The sequence below is a fragment of the Beggiatoa alba B18LD genome (assembly GCF_000245015.1).
Classification (GTDB): Bacteria; Pseudomonadota; Gammaproteobacteria; order Beggiatoales; family Beggiatoaceae; genus Beggiatoa; species Beggiatoa alba.
Window position 1 is genome coordinate 1,347,169 of record NZ_JH600070.1, and the last position, 15,716, is coordinate 1,362,884.

Below are 15,716 nucleotides of genomic sequence, written 5' to 3' on the forward strand. Positions count from 1 at the left end.
TATTTATCATACGCAGGTCATCAGGGAGGGCATGTTATGCATGTTTATATTAAGTCCACTTGTTTTTTAATCAGCTTTTTCACGTCTTTTGCCAGTTTTGCGCATTTTCAAACTTTGCTCCCTTCTCAAGATATTGTGAGCTTTCCGCAAGAAAATAAAATCAGTTTAACTTTAGTTTTTACTCATCCGATGGAACAACAGCCCTTGATGGAAATGGGCGAGCCTAAGCAGTTTGGGGTGTTGGTCAATGGTCAAAAAACGGATTTATTATCTACGCTTAAGACTGTTAAGCAACAGGGGAAAACAACTTATGCAACAGAATATAGTTTTACTGAACCTAATGATTATATTTTTTATTTAGAGCCTGCACCGTATTGGGAAGCGGCTGAAAATAAATGGATTATCCAATATACAAAAGTGGTTGTATCTGCTTTTGATGCTGAAACAGGCTGGGATAATTTGGTGGGGTTTCCAGTAGAAATAGAACCTTTAGTTCGCCCTTATGGGGTGTGGGCGGGTAATGTTTTTCGCGGGATTGTAAAGAAAGATGGGCAAGCCGTGCCCTATGCAAAGATAGAGGTGGAATATTGGAATGAATACAATGCAGTATCAATTCCCGCTGACCCATTTGTTACCCAAGTTATAAAAGCTAATGCACAAGGTGAGTTTAGTTATGCCATGCCTCGCGCGGGTTGGTGGGGGTTTGCGGCGATTGTTGATAGTGATACCCCTATAAATAGCCCAGATAGAAAGCCTGCTGTTGTAGAACAGGGGGGCGTGATGTGGATACAAACGCGAGATATGCAGTAGTGGCACGTGTTCATTATATTGTTATTCAAGGGTTAATGGTATTTCTGCTATTTATTACCTCGCCTGTTTATGCGCATAAAGTAAAGTTGTTTGTGAGTGCTGAAGGTTTAACGCTACACGGTTATGCGTATTTTTCAGGCGGAAATAGCGTGCAAAATATCCCCGTGCTTATTCAAGACATGGCAGGAAATAGCATCGGCACGGTACAAACGGATGCGCAGGGAAAATTTACTTATGTATTATCTCAAGCACAGGCTGTGCAGTTGTCTATCAATACAGGCGATGGGCATCAAGCCAGTTATCAATTGCAATTTAGCACGCAACCATCAGCCACTGTCGTAAAGACAGCCCCGCTTGCGGAAAAAATGCCCGCTGATACGGCGGTTCTTTCTACCTTAATTGAACAAGCTGTTTATCAACAAGTGCAGCCACTGCGTGAACAATTGGAACACTATGAAGAAAAAGTGCGCTTACACGATATTTTAGGCGGATTAGGTTATATCGTGGGCATTCTGGGTTTTTGGTTTTTCGTGCAAGGTCGGCGATTAGCGCGTAAGGAGTAGAGAATGCACATTGCAGAAGGGGTTTTATCACTTCCTGTTTTAATCAGTAGTAATCTACTCGCTGTTGGCGGGCTTGCCATCGGACTGCGTCATTTAGACTATGCCCGTATTCCATTAACCGCTGTTTTATCAGGTGTCTTTTTTATCGCTAGTTTAATTCATCTCCCTATTGGAGTGACTAGCGTACATTTATTAATGATAGGATTATGTGGGCTTTTACTGGGTTGGGCGGCATTTCCTGCCATTTTTATTGCGTTACTATTACAAGCGATTTTTTTCGGATTTGGGGGAATCACAACGCTAGGCGTTAATACTCTTATTATGGCTGTACCTGCGGTGAGTGTGTACTACTTATTTGGGCGACAGTTGCAACAAGCCAGTGCAAAAAGTGTGTTATGGCGTGGCAGTTTGGGCGCGGTGGTAGCGGTTATGTTGGGCATACTTATCATGTCGAGTGCGTTATATCTCAGTGATGCACAAACCTATCAATATCTGATTTTCTGGGTCATCGTCTCACATCTACCCGTTATGCTAGTAGAGGGCGTTGTAACAGGGGTAACAGTCGGCTTTTTATACCGTGTGCAACCTGATTTATTAGAAATGCCGAAATATTTAGCAGAAACAGCATAATTGTGTCTGAACCATCACTTTAGGCGTAAAATAGCTGAAGCTAATTTAACCTGAGTTCGGCGAGATTCTTTTAAAAAAGACAACAGCTTGTCTGAATCAGGATTAACAGGATTTAAAACCCTTAAACCAAGAAATTAATGCGAATCATGATTTTTAATTCTGAAAATTCTGTGAATTCTGATTCAGACGAAAAAAGACCTGTTTTATTTTATAAAACTCGTAGAACTCAGGTGATTTAAACCCCTAACACAAAAAATTGCGGTTTAAAAAAACAACCCTTCTAACGGTGAAGAAGCGGAGGCAAAGCGTTTCGGCGGAATGCGTCCTGCTAAATATGCCGCACGTCCTGCTTCTATCGCTTGGCGCATGGCGTAGCCCATCAATACAGGATTTTTCGCGCCTGCAATCGCCGTATTCATTAAGACCCCATCACACCCTAATTCCATCGCTTCCGCTGCGTGTGACGCTGTGCCAACCCCTGCATCTACTAAAATAGGCACTTTGGCATTTTCAACAATAGTAAGAATATTTAGCGGGTTACGAATACCTAAACCGCTACCAATTGGGGCGGCAAGTGGCATAACCGCAATACATCCCATTTCTTCCAATTGTTTTGCGACAATCGGGTCATCATTGGTATAAACCATGATTTTAAAATCTTCTTTGATTAAGATTTCAACGGCTTTTAACGTATCGATGATATTGGGAAATAAGGTTTTTTCATCGCCTAATACTTCTAGTTTAACAAGGCTATGTCCGTCTAAAAGTTCACGAGCTAAACGGCAAGTTCTGACGGCATCGTCAACGGTGTAGCATCCTGCGGTATTGGGCAGAATGGTGTAACGTTTTGGCGGAATCACATCGAGTAAATTAGGCTCGTCGGGCTTTTGTCCAATATTGGTGCGACGAATCGCAACAGTGACAATCTCCGCGCCACTGGCTTCTATCGCTTGACGGGTTTGTTCTAAGTCTTTGTATTTACCAGTTCCAACTAATAAGCGGGATTTATAAGTAACGCCATCAAGCACTAAAGGGTCAGCGGGCGGAGTGTAGGTGGTGCTCATGTTTTATTATTTTTCCTTAGTAATGGGTGAGAGTAAATAGGCAAGAATTAACCGCCACCAATGGCGTGAACAATTTCAACTTTATCTTGGGCTTGTAGGGTATATTGTGCAAATTGGCTACGAGGGACAATAGTTTGATTCACTTCAATAGCAAGCCTGCGACCTGTAAGAGCGAGTTGTTCGACTAACTGTTGTACAGTTATTTGTTCTTGAACAGTTTTTATTTCGCCATTGACAACAATTTGCATATTGGGTTCACTCATAGGCTGGTTAAAAAATCGGCTTATCATAACATTCTCAGGAAAGGACAAACATAGAATATGGGGCATCATCTGCGGGGTTTATATGTCATTACTGATAGTCTTTTATTACCAACAACAGCACAGTTAGTTGCACGAGTTGCTGCATCTATTCGGGGTGGGGCAAGTGTGGTGCAGTATCGAGATAAAAGTACGGATAGTGAAAAACGGTTCGCGGAAGCGCAGGCATTACGGGCATTGTGCGCACAGCATGGCGTTATTTTTATTGTAAATGATGATGTTGTGCTGGCAAAAGCGGTGAATGCGGACGGGGTGCATATTGGGGAAGACGATGGCGAATTAGCGCAGGCACGGGCGGTTTTGGGTGAGCAGGCGATGATAGGGGTGTCATGTTATGCCAGTTTGGAACGGGCGCAAACTATGCAGGCAAATGGCGCGGATTATGTGGCGTTTGGGAGTTTTTTCCCATCGCCGACAAAACCCGATGCAAGCCCTGTGAGTCTTAATGTGTTGCGTTTAGCGCGTCAGCAGTTGACTTGCCCTATTATCGCTATTGGTGGGATTACGCCAGAGAATGGGGGCACGTTGGTAGAGGCAGGAGCAGATATGTTATCTGTTGTGAGTGGGGTTTTTGCAACATCTGATGTAGAGGCTGCAACACGGCGTTATTGTGCGTTGTTTGCAAAATAGGGGTATTTGTCTAAATCAGGATTTTCAGAATTAACAGGATTTAAACCTCTAAACCAAGAAATTAATGCGAATCACGCTGTTTAATTCTGCTAATTCTGAAAATTCTGTGAATTCTGATTCAGACAAGCTGTTATCCTTTTAAAAGAAATTCGCCGAACTTAGGTTAGATTAAGCAGGCGTGCAATGGCTGAAGTAATTGCACGCCTGAACTCACTGTTTAATCGATAAAATCTTGCAGAACTCAGGTTAAATAATCTTTTTAAGTTGAACGAACGAGAGAACGATAAAAGTTTTTTATCTTTTCGGGTGTAAATGACGATTCAATAAGCCCTTTACAAATACGTTGAAAGACATCGATATTCATCATTTCTTTAACAATACATTGATTTATTTCTACACAACGCTTTAATTGCGCTGTTTCCCTTATTTCTGCACGATGATATAAAACATAACTATCATGTTGTATAAAAGGATGTTCTCCCGACTTTAAAACACAAGTTGCATCATATGGTATGCCAGATTTCAGACTTGTAATAGAAACAACTAAAATAAATTCTAGGTTAGTTACTGGGTCTAAAAAAGAATCATTAAGTAATACAAAAAGATGTTTTCTATCAGGGTCTGAAAGTGAGCCTGACGGAATCAAAAATGTGGTTCGAGCTAAAGGAATAAATAGATTCATAGCTGATTAAAAAACTGCTCAATTTGTTTTTCCACTTCAACAGCTTGTTTCAACTCCTGCGCAATATTAGCATCAAAACCAACTGCATACGCTAATTTCTCAAAATCAATTGGATAGGATGAGCCATGTGGATCATGCCACTCAGGACAATTATCATGTGTCCAATCACGTATAGTCCATTGATCCATCTCACCAAATTCTGCCCATATATCTGTGAGTACCGCTAATTCAGCTTGACTCAACTCATCCAGCTCGTTGTCATAAGAAAACAATTTATGCAGAGAAACTTCATGATTTTCTTTATCTGAAATCCAACTTTCCCACTCACTGGATTGGTCATACTCACTGGATTGGTCATAACCGTTTATTAAATCCAAAGTTTGCGAGAGTACGGGACCATGAGGCATAGCGACGAACATATCATGAGAAATAGAAAAACCAAACTGTTTAACTGCTTCACGGTCAGCAAGGTAAAGCAATTTCATTAACTTTAAATGAGGCATTCGTTTATCTGAACTCTTATTCAGAAAAAAAGCTGCCATTTGTGCAACTTTACGTTTATTAAACATATAATCTGCTCATTTTATAAATAGTAAATTGTTTCATTATATTATTAATATAGCCTCAATATTCAACTCATCCATAAAAAAAGCACCTTCCCCCAAACTCCAAAAGAAAGAAGGTGCAAACGGGCTAAACGAATTAATCGGCTAACTTATACTGACCATTGTCTTTTTTCACTAAATACCCCTGCTCGGCAAGTGTCGATAAATAATCCTTTGCTACCACAGACCCCATGTTGAACCGCTTTTGTAATTGCGATAAATTCGGCGCACATTCCCCGCTCAATATCGCTTCTGTCACATCCTTAAAACGACTGTTCATCCCTTCCGCCGTCCCTGTGTCATAACGTCCTAATCTTGGCTGATTTTCTTCCGCTTCATTGACTTTGACACGGTAAAATCCCTTTTTCTTCTCGTTTTTCTCTCCTTGATTTATCGAGAGAATCGCGACCACTAACGCGGCAAATGTGCCTAATACTTCCGTCGCTATTGCGGTAAAGGTGAGAATGGCCCGTTTTACCGCATCCCCTGCCATATTGATTTGTTTTCCTATCGCGGTGAATGTTGGGTTTATCGTTTCTATAACCGTGCTTTCTCCTTGTTGAACCGTTGCGAGTTGATTTAATAATTTTTCCCGATGGCTCATTAATCCCTGATATTGTTCATAGTTCGCCAGTTGTGCAAGATAGGGTTGCATTTCCGCTTCTAAGTTTTTTATCTGATTGCAGTAATCTATGGCGCGACTTTTAAAGCTTGTGCCGTTTTTATCGCGTTTCGGCGTGCAATCAGGGTCTGCATAAACTGACATTTCTTGTTTTAATTGTGCTAAACGGGGTTCATAGTCTTGGGCTAATTGTTGTTGAATCGTGGCTGTATCTATATTTGCGTGTCTTGCTTGGGCTTCAATTTGTTGACTCACTTGGATTAATGATTGTTGAATCGCTTGATATTGTGGGCTTTCCTTTAAGTTTTGCTTCTCTACTTGCGCTTGAACGGTGGTAAAAAATCCATACGCGGCGATTAATGAAATCACGGTTAAACAGAACCAAATCGCCACGCTGGCAAATGCCATAAAGGGACGTTGTAAGACCACGAAAAACACAAAAGCGAGGGGCAGTAATAAAATCTTAAAGCCATCAAAGCTTAAGCCTAAAATCACATAAATCACGCTAGAAAGCGCGTCGCTGGCGAGATGCCAGTAAAAAATGGCATTACACGCCATCCCAATCGCGACAAATAAAGCGGAAAATAATAGGGTATTTTGGCGCAAGTGGATGAGATTCATTGCAAGTCCCCCCGCAGACAGATTAAGAACTGAGTATTGCAACTAAGGCATATAAACGTTGTCCAACCTCATGCGTATCATTGAAATGAACATCGATACGCACGAATAGCCATAAACAGAGCGCGAACAAGGGAATAAAAACATATTTCATGAACAACGCCAGCGGGTGAGAACGGGTAGGCGTTTTCTGTAAGGTTTTCATCCGTCGTTTTTTTGCTCGCTGAGAAATGGGTGTATCGACAAATTGCATAGAAAGCTCCTCAATTCATCTGTTTCAAGCGTTGTGCGAGTTGATTAAAGCCGAGTTGACTGGCGGGATTATCCCGATTGAGGAGATAACGCCCGTTGGTATCGCGGATTAAAAAGCCTAAATCAACCAATTGATTCAGATAGTTTTTAGCATTGGCATAGCTTAGGTCATATTTCAGTTTTAGTTGTTGGGGAATGGGTAAACAGTGCCGTGAGAGAATGGCTTGTTTGATGGTTTCGAACTGCACATGGTCTGCGATGATTTCGGCAGAAGAGATGGGGAGGGTGATTTCTGGCGCGGGCGGGGCGGGGGGTAAGACAGCCGCAAGTAGCCGTTTTGCCCATTGGCTTGTCCGTTGGTGTAGGTGTTGGACGCTTAACATGGTTTTTCCTCGCTTGCTGGGCGTTATAAATTAAGCTGTTGTGCTTGATGCCGCTAACATCAGGAGTCACAATGAATTTTATATGTCGTTACGATTTATGAAATTTGATGACTGCGAATAATGCCCACGCCTAATCCTTCAATAACAAGATGTTGTGTACGCAAATCGACAATAATGGGTTCAAAATCTGTATTTTCGGGTAATAGACGCACTTCATGGGCTTGTTGTTGAAACCGTTTTACAGTGACTTCATTGCCATCTACACGGGCAACAACAATTTGTCCGTTACTGGCTTTTTCTGTGCGATGTACGGCTAATAAATCACCGTCTAAAATACCAACATCGCGCATACTCATCCCTTGAACACGTAACAAGTAATCAGCACGGGGATGAAATAGGGATTCGTCCAGTTGATAACGTCCTTCGACGTGTTGTTCTGCCATAATGGGCTGACCCGCAGCAACACGCCCGATAACGGGTAAACCGATACCTTTTAAAAGGCGGATGCCACGTGATGACCCCGCAAGCAATTCGATGTAGCCTTTTTTTGCAAGGGCTTGTAAATGTTGTTCGGCGGAGTTGGGCGAGTTGAACCCAAAAGCGCGAGTAATTTCCGCACGGGTTGGGGGCATACGGGTGCTATCTATCTGTTGTACGATAAACTCCCAAACTTGTCTTTGACGGCTGGTTAATTCTTCCATAGTGGTGGTCTCGATTATGTGTTTATTCACATACTGTCATTATATACATGTTTTATGGTTTGTCGAGGATTTTTTTTAAAGGATTAAAAATCGCTAAACAGGGCGTTTGCATTGTTCAATGCATTTTTTCTCAGTCTTAAAAACTGTCAATATTGGCATTAAAATTTTTTAAATCAGTTTATTATGGACTGTGGCTTATTTTGCGTAATGGGAACATAGTTTGCAAGAATAAAGAGTGATGCATCTGTGCGGTAATGGTAGGAAATAGGATAAATTTTTATTTTTGCGTTGTATCTATTGTTTGTTGGTGATAATTGGGGAGAAAGTCCACTTATCTGAAATATGGTGGGGATTACGTTATTAAGGTTTTAAGGTCAGTCTCTGTTTATGATAATGAAGCACCTTGAAACCTTGTATTTAGCCCTAGATAGTGATGTGATGGATAGGAAAACACAGGATGACTTGTCATCTGATTGTTGGCTAAAGTGTTGTACTATTAGAATTGATAATTTGTTGAGAGACTCATGATTATGCCAATTTCTATCAGTGAGCAGTTAAAAACAGTTGTAACGCAATTAATCAATAAATACAAGAATATTGAAGTTGCGGATCAGCAAGTCTTGCGTGCGTTATGTGAAACTGTTATTGAGGTCGAGCAAGCCAGAGACGATTTAGAAATTTCTTTAGAAACAATGACAGAGCACGCTGATACATTTGAAAAGCAGTTAGTCGCAGCTCGGAATAATTTAGAAGTACAGGTAATTACACGTACCCGCGAGCTTGCAGAAAAAAATGAACATTTACAGAAAGAAATCCAACAAAGACAACGCATTGAAGAGGCGCAACGTAATAATTTAATTTTTCTACAAACTTTATTAGATAGCATTCCTAGTCCGATTTTTTTCAAAAATTTAGCAGGGCAATATTTAGGGTGCAATAATGCTTTTGCAGAAATGGTCGGTACGCCTGAGGAAAATATTGTTGGGCATACAGTACAAGATATTTTTGTTAAAGCCCGCGCGGATAAGGAAGAAGAAAATGATCGTATTCTATTGGCTACAAAAGTCGGGCAAGCCTATGAAATAGAAACGGAACATTTAGATCATTCTGTGCATGATTATATTGTGCATAAAACCCATTTTTGCAGTGTGGATGGTAAGCCTGCGGGTATCGTCGGCATTATGGTGGATATTACAGAGCGTAAACGCTCTGAAGCTGCCTTATTTAAGGCAAAAGAAGAGGCAGAACAGGCGAACCGTGCAAAAAGTGCTTTTTTAGCCAATATGAGTCATGAACTGCGTACCCCTTTAAATGCGATTATCGGCTATAGCGAGATTTTACAAGAAGATTTGGTTGATATGGAGGGTGAGGCACTGATTCCTGATGTGAAGAAAATTCACGCGGCAGGTAAGCATTTATTGGGTTTAATCAATGATGTATTAGATTTATCAAAAATTGAAGCGGGTAAAATGGATATTTTTACTGAAACCTTTGATTTAGGTAGTTTAGTACAAGAAGTTGTTTCTACGATTACGCCTTTAATTCAGAAGAAAGAGAATACGTTAAAAGTAGATGCTTGCGACCCTTTAGGCAATTTACACGCTGATTTAACCAAAGTACGGCAGATGTTATTTAACCTATTGAGTAATGCTGCTAAATTTACTGAGCAAGGGCAAATTCGCCTCACGATTCGCCGCGAAAGTCGCGCCGATTTAGATTGGGTTATTTTTAGCGTCACAGACCAAGGAATTGGGATGACGCATGAGCAAATAGAGAAGTTATTTCAACCATTTACTCAAGCAGATAGTTCAACCACTCGTAAATATGGTGGTACAGGCTTAGGCTTAACCATCACTAAACGTTTTGCCGAAATGATGGGGGGGGGCGTGATTGTAGAAAGTAATTATGGCAAGGGCAGTACGTTCTCGATTCATTTGCCCGCTTATGTCATTACCCACGCTAGCGAAAAACTCTTAGGCAAGAATCCTAAAGCCATCAATAGAACACCCAGCAATCAAGTGTTAGTGATTGATGATGATGCCGTTGTGCGAGAGTTATTACAGAATTATATTGGTAAGTTAGGGTATCGTGTGACCACTGCGGACAGTGGCGACCAAGGGTTAAAACTTGCCCGAGAAATCAAACCCGACGCGATAACTTTAGATGTGATGATGCCTGGTATGGATGGCTGGATGGTTTTATCTGCCTTAAAAAACGACCCTGTTTTAGCGGATATTCCCGTTATTGTGCTCTCCATGGTAGAAGAAAAAAGTTTAGGCTATTCATTAGGTGCGACGGAGTATATTACCAAGCCCATAGACCGTGACCAATTGGGACAAATATTAAGTAAATATTTAAAAGACCAGCGGCAACAATGGCTTTTGCTTGTCGAAGATGACAAAGTCACGCAAGATATGATTAGTAATCAGTTAAAAAAAGCAGGCTGGCAGGTAGAAACCGCTGATAACGGTAAACTGGCACTAGATTTATTAGCGACCCGTAAACCGAATTTAATCTTATCGGACTTAATGATGCCTGAAATGGATGGCTTTGAATTGATTCGTCGTATTCGTGAAACGCCAGAAATTGCTGATATTCCCATTATCGTACTCACTGCAAAAGATATTACTCAAGAAGACCGTCAACAATTGAATAATCGAGTCGAGAAAATTTTTCAAAAAAGCAGTTATCAACGAGAGGATTTACTCAACGAATTACGCGCTTGCTTAATGAAAGTCACTCATACTGAGACGACAACCAACCCTGCATAAGTTGCCCTTATGCGTCTGACCTAAATAAAACGGACAACTTTTAAAATGACTTATAACTAATTCAGTCCGTTATTTTTCCCATCAAGAGAGGATACATAATGATTTATAAAAACTTACAACCAACCAAATTAATTGAATTATCGTTAAAACGCTATGAAACTTCATTGTCCAAAGATGGCGCATTAGTCGCTATGTCGGGACGCTTTACAGGACGCGCCGCGAAAGATAAATATATCGTCCGCGATGCAAATAGCGAAAAACTGGTCGATTGGGGAACAGTCAACCAACCCATCAGTAGCCAACAATTTGCGCAACTAAAAGCCCGTGTTTTAGAAGTCTTAGATGGGAATGACCGTGACAGTTTCGAAATGGAATTGTCTGTCGGGGCTGACCCACGCTATGCCATGCCTTTAGTAGTACGTACCGAGTTGGCTTATCAAGCCTTGTTTGCGCAAATCATGTTCCGCGAACCACAACCCCAATATTCAGGCAATCCGCTGTTAGAGCCTTTCTATGTTTATGCAGCACCGTCTGCAAAAGCCTATCCTGAAGCCGATGGTACAAATTCAGAAACTTTTATCGGTATCAATTTCACGACTCGAGAAATCGTTATTGGTGGCACAAAATATTGTGGCGAAATCAAAAAATCGATTTTTACCGTCATGAATTATTATTTGCCACAATTGAATGTCATGACCATGCACGCATCTGCAAATACGGGCGATGATGGCAAATCTGCAATATTCTTCGGACTTTCAGGCACAGGAAAAACCACTTTATCCGCTGATGCTAACCGCCATTTAATTGGTGATGACGAACATGGCTGGAGTGATGAGGGCGTTTTTAACTTTGAAGGCGGTTGTTACGCTAAAGCCATTAAATTATCGCCAAAAGCCGAGCCTGAAATTTGGGCAGCCTGCCACCAATTCGGCACAATTTTAGAAAATGTTGTGATGGATTCGGATACGCACGCGATTGATTTTGACTCAGAAAAAATCACCGAAAATACCCGTGCTGCCTATCCCATTGCCACGATTGCCAATCATCACCCCACTGCTTGCGCGGGCGAACCGACCGCGATTGTGATGTTAGCCTGTGATGCTTTTGGCGTATTACCCCCTGTTGCTAAATTAACTGCCGAACAAGCGATGTTCTACTTTCTCAGTGGCTATACGGCTAAAGTTGCAGGCACAGAAGCGGGAATTACCGAACCACAAAGCACTTTTAGTGCTTGCTTTGGTGGACCTTTCATGGTCTTACATCCTACCCGTTACGCAGAATTATTAGCAGAACGAATTAAACGCGCAAATGCTGCTTGTTATCTTGTCAATACAGGCTGGTGGAAAGGGGCTTATGGCGTTGGTGAACGGATGCCAATTGCCATGTCACGACGGATTGTCAACGCAGCAATTTCTGGCGAACTAGCAAGCGTTCCTTTTGAAATCGACCCCGTTTTCGGCTTTCAAGTTCCGACTGCGTTATCAGGCATCGACAGTGCACATTTAAAAATGGTGAACACGTGGCAGGATAAAAATGTTTACAATGCGCAATTATTAAAACTGGCTAAAATGTTCTTAGATAACTTCAAGAAATATGATGGTAAAGTTAGCGACAGCCTTAAACAAGCTGGACCTAAATTACCTGAAGTAGCACCTGTCGTGGCAGTAGCTTAGTGTTTTAAACACACAGATTAAAAAAGGTGTATCAACAAAATGTTGTGCACCTTTTTTAATTTTATGATTAACTATAAAAAATGACGATTTAATCAGCGTCAGAATTCGTTAAATAAAACTTTTAAAAACGCCTCCATTAATCCCATGCCCGCCAACCCCCCAAAGTCGCCGAAAAAACCACGTGACAAAAGCGAGAAAAAAAAGCCCGAACACGACCCCAGCTATAAACGCTTTTTCTCCCATCCTGAGATGGTAAAAGACCTGCTAGAAGGCTTTGTCGCAGAAGAATGGGTTAAAGAACTAGACTTTAAAACCCTAGAAAAAGTCAGCGGACAATTTACCAGCCACGACCTCCGAAGCCGTGACAACGACGTAATATGGCGAATTAACTGGCGCGACAAATGGCTATACATCTACATCCTGCTAGAATTTCAATCCAGCGTCGACAAATACATGTCGGTACGCTTCATGGTTTATATCGGCTTACTCTATCAAGACTTATTAGATGCCAAACTCATTGATGGCAAACTTCCCCCTGTATTGCCTATCGTCCTCTACAATGGACAAGCCAGATGGAATATGCCGTTAAACGTTTCCGAATTAATAGAACCTTCACCTCTTCAAAAATATCAACCTCAACTACACTATTTACTCATAGACGAAGGGATATATAACCCCACAGAATTATCGAACTTACACAACCTTGTCGCGGCACTCTTTCGCTTAGAAAAAGCCCAAACAGAACAAGAAGTGTCTGAAGTGATTAATTTACTCGTCACATGGCTACAAGAACCCGCACAACTAGAAATTAGAAAAGCCTTTGCGACATGGTTAGGGCGTGTTTATCTCCCGCATCATCTCCCAGAGGCAATAGTCCCAGAATTAATAGACTTACAGGAGATAAATGTCATGTTAGCGGAACGTGTCGCAAACTGGTATGAATCGGGCATTCAAAAAGGCTTACAACAAGGCAAACTTGAAGGACTTATTGAAGGAGAAGCAAAAGGAGAAGCAAAAGGGGAAATAAAAGGGGAAATAAAAGGTATCAAAACCGCCTTATTAGCCATCTTAACCATGCGCTTTGGAGAAGTTTCTCCTGAAACCAAACAAGCCATTGAAGCAATTCAAAAACTAGAACACTTAGAACAACTAATGCGTCAAGCCATTATTGTCGATTCTCTGATAACCTTCCAACAACTACTTTTTCCTACGCATTAATCGTGAAACCTTCAATATAAAGACCTAACTGATTTTTTAAAATCGGTTAGGTCCTTATTTTTATCACACCTCACTGAATTTAGAAGGTTTACCCATACGCCACACTAGGCAACCATAATACTAAATCTTTCCACATGTAAGTAATCGCAAGTCCTGATATTTGTAGCAGAATAAAGGGAACTACACCACGATAAACATGCCCTATGCGTATTTCTGGTGGAGCAACCCCTTTTAAATAAAATAAGGCAAAGCCAACAGGGGGCGTTAAAAAAGAAGTTTGTAAACAGACAGCAAAGACAACCGTAAACCAAACTAAATCAAAGCCTAAATCCTGAATGACGGGCGCAACCAGTGGCAATACAATTAGGGTAATTTCCACCCAATCTAAAAAGAATCCTAAGATAAATACGACAACTAAGATGGTGATAACAATGCCATCACCGCTGAAAGGTAGGGCTTTTAAGGCACTAGCAACTAATTCATCTCCGCCTAATCCACGTAAGACTAAAGAATAGGCAGTTGCACCGACAAAAATTGCAAAAATAAATGCGGTCGTTTTCGTTGTTTCTATTGCAACATCTTTTAAGATTGAAAAAGTCAGTCGTCCTTTGAATAAAGCAAGTAACGTTGCTCCAAACGCGCCCACGCCTGATGCTTCTGTTGGGGTTGCTATTCCCATAAAAATACTGCCTAAAACCGCTAAAATTAAAAATGCAGGTGGTAAAACTGCTAATAATGCCCGCCCAACCAGTGCCAGCGTGATGGGTTCTATATTGTTTGGTAATGGGGCAAGCTCTGGTTTTAGATAGGAAATGATGAGAATGTAAAGGATAAATAAAACACCCAATAGTAGCCCTGGAAAGAGTGCTCCTAAAAATAAATCTCCTGCAGGTAAAGATAAGCGGTCAGCCATTAACACCAACATGATGCTGGGTGGGATTAAAATCCCTAATGTGCCTACCGCGCAAATTGTGCCACAGGCTAATTCTTTGCTATAACGCTGTTCTAGCATGGGCGGTAAGGCTAATAAAGCCAATAAGGTGACTGACGCGCCAATAATCCCTGTAGAAGCAGCGAGCAATAGCCCAATTAAAGCCACCGTAATCGCATAACCGCCACGCACTCGTCCGAACAATTTCACTAAATTACTCATTAATTGTTCTGCCATGCCTGAACGGTCTAGCATCAAGCCCATAAAAACGAACATGGGTAAGGCGACCAATACCCAATTATTCATGATGTCCCAAATACGCTCGACAATCAGCGACGTTTCCGCCCAAGTTTCGATAATAAAGACATCAACATCATAATTTGCACTGATAAAAATAGATATCGCGCTAAAAATAACCGCCAAACCACCAAGTATCCACGCAACAGGAAAACCCGTAAATAATAAAAGGATAAATGACAAAAACATCGACAAGGCTAGAATCTGATCAAGTTCCATAATGGATTATCTCCCAGTCGATGATAGCGGTTTAGGAAAACGAAATAAAAAACTGCTACAGCGTAAAAAACGCGATATGGTGGCAATGCTTAAGAGGCAAAAGCCAATGAGTAGAACTGATTTAATCAACCAGCGATAAGGCAAACCCCCTGGTGCTTGTGAAATCTCATTAATTTTATAAGCGTCATACACAAAGGGGACAGTGTAAATAATCACGAGTGTGATAAATGGTAAGAGAAAGAAGAGAATACCAAACAATTCTATCCATGCTTGCGCTTTTAAACTAAGACGGTCATGCAAAATGTCTATGCGTACATGTGAATCTGATTGATAACAGTAGGAAAGCCCAACAATAAAGCCGATAGAGTACAGATGCCATTGAATTTCCTCTAATTCAATACGTCCCTGTCCCAATGCGTAGCGCATCACAACATTGATGATAATGACAAACATCAGCGGAAACCAAACCCATGATGCAATTTCCCCAATTGTACGAATAAATCCATCTAAGCGGGCAGAAATCGCATTTGTAGGTAAACCATGGGCAGGGACAATATGAGCAAAGTGAATTTCTTCCGCTGACGGTGTTGTGACGGATGGCTCAACAGGTGGATTCATGAAAACCTCCTTGCAAGCAAACGCAAAAATAGTTGATAAGTCATTGAAACAACGTTATTTTTACCAAAAATCAAAGATAATTAAAATAACATTGTTTCCTGTTTATCAA

The 15,716-nt window shown here is 41.2% G+C and carries 17 protein-coding genes; 7 read left to right on the plus strand and 10 right to left on the minus strand.

Annotated features, from left to right (window positions below; translation table 11 throughout):
• Nucleotides 1-36: 36 nt before the first annotated feature.
• From BEGALDRAFT_RS05385 to cbiM, 3 genes are read left to right on the plus strand one after another with little or no spacing between them, the layout of a single operon-like run.
• Nucleotides 37-810: a DUF4198 domain-containing protein gene (locus tag BEGALDRAFT_RS05385; protein WP_002684466.1), complete on the plus strand. Its 774-nt coding sequence runs from the start codon at nt 37-39 to the stop codon at nt 808-810.
• A complete protein-coding gene (locus BEGALDRAFT_RS05390; protein WP_157237550.1) occupies nt 783-1,373 on the plus strand; it encodes a hypothetical protein in 591 nt (196 codons plus the stop codon). The genes BEGALDRAFT_RS05385 and BEGALDRAFT_RS05390 overlap by 28 nt, the downstream gene beginning before the upstream one ends.
• Before the next feature lie 3 nt (nt 1,374-1,376).
• Nucleotides 1,377-2,003 carry a cobalt transporter CbiM gene (cbiM, locus tag BEGALDRAFT_RS05395; RefSeq protein ID WP_002684469.1) on the plus strand — a complete coding sequence of 209 codons (627 nt, stop codon included), beginning with the start codon at nt 1,377-1,379 and terminating at the stop codon, nt 2,001-2,003.
• A gap of 263 nt (nt 2,004-2,266) precedes the next feature.
• Here the strand turns inward: cbiM and BEGALDRAFT_RS05400 are convergent, their stop codons facing one another.
• Complete coding sequence (locus BEGALDRAFT_RS05400; RefSeq protein WP_002684470.1) at nt 2,267-3,067, minus strand: thiazole synthase; 801 nt, start codon at nt 3,065-3,067, stop codon at nt 2,267-2,269.
• Between the two features lie 47 nt (nt 3,068-3,114).
• Nucleotides 3,115-3,357 carry a sulfur carrier protein ThiS gene (gene thiS / locus BEGALDRAFT_RS05405; RefSeq protein WP_232281968.1) on the minus strand — a complete coding sequence of 81 codons (243 nt, stop codon included), beginning with the start codon at nt 3,355-3,357 and terminating at the stop codon, nt 3,115-3,117.
• 30 nt (nt 3,358-3,387) lie between these two features.
• Here thiS and thiE point away from each other — a divergent pair, with 30 nt between their 5' ends.
• Nucleotides 3,388-4,017, plus strand: coding sequence for a thiamine phosphate synthase (gene thiE / locus BEGALDRAFT_RS05410; protein WP_002684472.1), 630 nt, complete (start codon nt 3,388-3,390; stop codon nt 4,015-4,017).
• 259 nt (nt 4,018-4,276) lie between these two features.
• On the opposite strand, the gene BEGALDRAFT_RS17960 is transcribed toward thiE, so the two are convergent.
• The 6 genes from BEGALDRAFT_RS17960 to lexA all read right to left on the minus strand — a co-directional run bounded on the left by BEGALDRAFT_RS17960 (nt 4,277) and on the right by lexA (nt 7,910).
• Nucleotides 4,277-4,699: a hypothetical protein gene (locus BEGALDRAFT_RS17960; protein WP_002684473.1), complete on the minus strand. Its 423-nt coding sequence runs from the start codon at nt 4,697-4,699 to the stop codon at nt 4,277-4,279.
• A complete protein-coding gene (locus BEGALDRAFT_RS05420) occupies nt 4,696-5,268 on the minus strand; it encodes a Panacea domain-containing protein (protein WP_002684490.1) in 573 nt (190 codons plus the stop codon). Before BEGALDRAFT_RS05420 ends, BEGALDRAFT_RS17960 begins: the two co-directional genes overlap by 4 nt.
• Before the next feature lie 133 nt (nt 5,269-5,401).
• Nucleotides 5,402-6,547 (minus strand): hypothetical protein, encoded by a 1,146-nt coding sequence (locus BEGALDRAFT_RS05425; RefSeq protein ID WP_002684492.1) that lies wholly within the window; start codon nt 6,545-6,547, stop codon nt 5,402-5,404.
• Between the two features lie 22 nt (nt 6,548-6,569).
• A complete protein-coding gene (locus BEGALDRAFT_RS05430) occupies nt 6,570-6,797 on the minus strand; it encodes a hypothetical protein (RefSeq protein ID WP_002684494.1) in 228 nt (75 codons plus the stop codon).
• Between the two features lie 10 nt (nt 6,798-6,807).
• Nucleotides 6,808-7,179: a hypothetical protein gene (locus BEGALDRAFT_RS05435; RefSeq protein ID WP_002684497.1), complete on the minus strand. Its 372-nt coding sequence runs from the start codon at nt 7,177-7,179 to the stop codon at nt 6,808-6,810.
• A gap of 95 nt (nt 7,180-7,274) precedes the next feature.
• Entirely contained in the window at nt 7,275-7,910 is a 636-nt protein-coding gene (gene lexA, locus BEGALDRAFT_RS05440; RefSeq protein WP_232281969.1) for a transcriptional repressor LexA, read from the minus strand.
• A gap of 494 nt (nt 7,911-8,404) precedes the next feature.
• Between lexA and BEGALDRAFT_RS05445 the strand changes: the two genes are divergently transcribed.
• From BEGALDRAFT_RS05445 to BEGALDRAFT_RS05455, 3 genes are all read left to right on the plus strand, one after another.
• On the plus strand, nt 8,405-10,651 hold the full coding sequence (locus BEGALDRAFT_RS05445) for a response regulator (RefSeq protein ID WP_002684501.1): 2,247 nt from the start codon (nt 8,405-8,407) through the stop codon (nt 10,649-10,651).
• Nucleotides 10,652-10,749: 98 nt separating this feature from the next.
• Complete coding sequence (gene pckA / locus BEGALDRAFT_RS05450) at nt 10,750-12,324, plus strand: phosphoenolpyruvate carboxykinase (ATP) (protein ID WP_002684503.1); 1,575 nt, start codon at nt 10,750-10,752, stop codon at nt 12,322-12,324.
• Between the two features lie 144 nt (nt 12,325-12,468).
• Complete coding sequence (locus tag BEGALDRAFT_RS05455; protein WP_002684504.1) at nt 12,469-13,542, plus strand: Rpn family recombination-promoting nuclease/putative transposase; 1,074 nt, start codon at nt 12,469-12,471, stop codon at nt 13,540-13,542.
• A gap of 88 nt (nt 13,543-13,630) precedes the next feature.
• Here the strand turns inward: BEGALDRAFT_RS05455 and BEGALDRAFT_RS05460 are convergent, their stop codons facing one another.
• Nucleotides 13,631-14,989 carry a TRAP transporter large permease gene (locus BEGALDRAFT_RS05460; RefSeq protein ID WP_002684505.1) on the minus strand — a complete coding sequence of 453 codons (1,359 nt, stop codon included), beginning with the start codon at nt 14,987-14,989 and terminating at the stop codon, nt 13,631-13,633.
• 6 nt (nt 14,990-14,995) lie between these two features.
• Entirely contained in the window at nt 14,996-15,607 is a 612-nt protein-coding gene (locus BEGALDRAFT_RS05465) for a TRAP transporter small permease subunit (protein WP_002684506.1), read from the minus strand.
• Nucleotides 15,608-15,716 lie beyond the last annotated feature (109 nt).

Bases quoted from the DNA above. Each gene is read 5' to 3' on its own strand.
- BEGALDRAFT_RS05385 (WP_002684466.1), top strand. From the start codon at position 37: ATGCATGTTTATATTAAGTCCACTTGTTTTTTAATCAGCTTTTTCACG.
- cbiM (WP_002684469.1), top strand. From the start codon at position 1,377: ATGCACATTGCAGAAGGGGTTTTATCACTTCCTGTTTTAATCAGTAGT.
- BEGALDRAFT_RS05400 (WP_002684470.1), bottom strand. From the start codon at position 3,067: ATGAGCACCACCTACACTCCGCCCGCTGACCCTTTAGTGCTTGATGGC.
- thiS (WP_232281968.1), bottom strand. From the start codon at position 3,357: ATGATAAGCCGATTTTTTAACCAGCCTATGAGTGAACCCAATATGCAA.
- thiE (WP_002684472.1), top strand. From the start codon at position 3,388: ATGGGGCATCATCTGCGGGGTTTATATGTCATTACTGATAGTCTTTTA.
- BEGALDRAFT_RS17960 (WP_002684473.1), bottom strand. From the start codon at position 4,699: ATGAATCTATTTATTCCTTTAGCTCGAACCACATTTTTGATTCCGTCA.
- BEGALDRAFT_RS05420 (WP_002684490.1), bottom strand. From the start codon at position 5,268: ATGTTTAATAAACGTAAAGTTGCACAAATGGCAGCTTTTTTTCTGAAT.
- BEGALDRAFT_RS05425 (WP_002684492.1), bottom strand. From the start codon at position 6,547: ATGAATCTCATCCACTTGCGCCAAAATACCCTATTATTTTCCGCTTTA.
- BEGALDRAFT_RS05430 (WP_002684494.1), bottom strand. From the start codon at position 6,797: ATGCAATTTGTCGATACACCCATTTCTCAGCGAGCAAAAAAACGACGG.
- BEGALDRAFT_RS05435 (WP_002684497.1), bottom strand. From the start codon at position 7,179: ATGTTAAGCGTCCAACACCTACACCAACGGACAAGCCAATGGGCAAAA.
- BEGALDRAFT_RS05445 (WP_002684501.1), top strand. From the start codon at position 8,405: ATGATTATGCCAATTTCTATCAGTGAGCAGTTAAAAACAGTTGTAACG.
- pckA (WP_002684503.1), top strand. From the start codon at position 10,750: ATGATTTATAAAAACTTACAACCAACCAAATTAATTGAATTATCGTTA.
- BEGALDRAFT_RS05455 (WP_002684504.1), top strand. From the start codon at position 12,469: ATGCCCGCCAACCCCCCAAAGTCGCCGAAAAAACCACGTGACAAAAGC.
- BEGALDRAFT_RS05460 (WP_002684505.1), bottom strand. From the start codon at position 14,989: ATGGAACTTGATCAGATTCTAGCCTTGTCGATGTTTTTGTCATTTATC.
- BEGALDRAFT_RS05465 (WP_002684506.1), bottom strand. From the start codon at position 15,607: ATGAATCCACCTGTTGAGCCATCCGTCACAACACCGTCAGCGGAAGAA.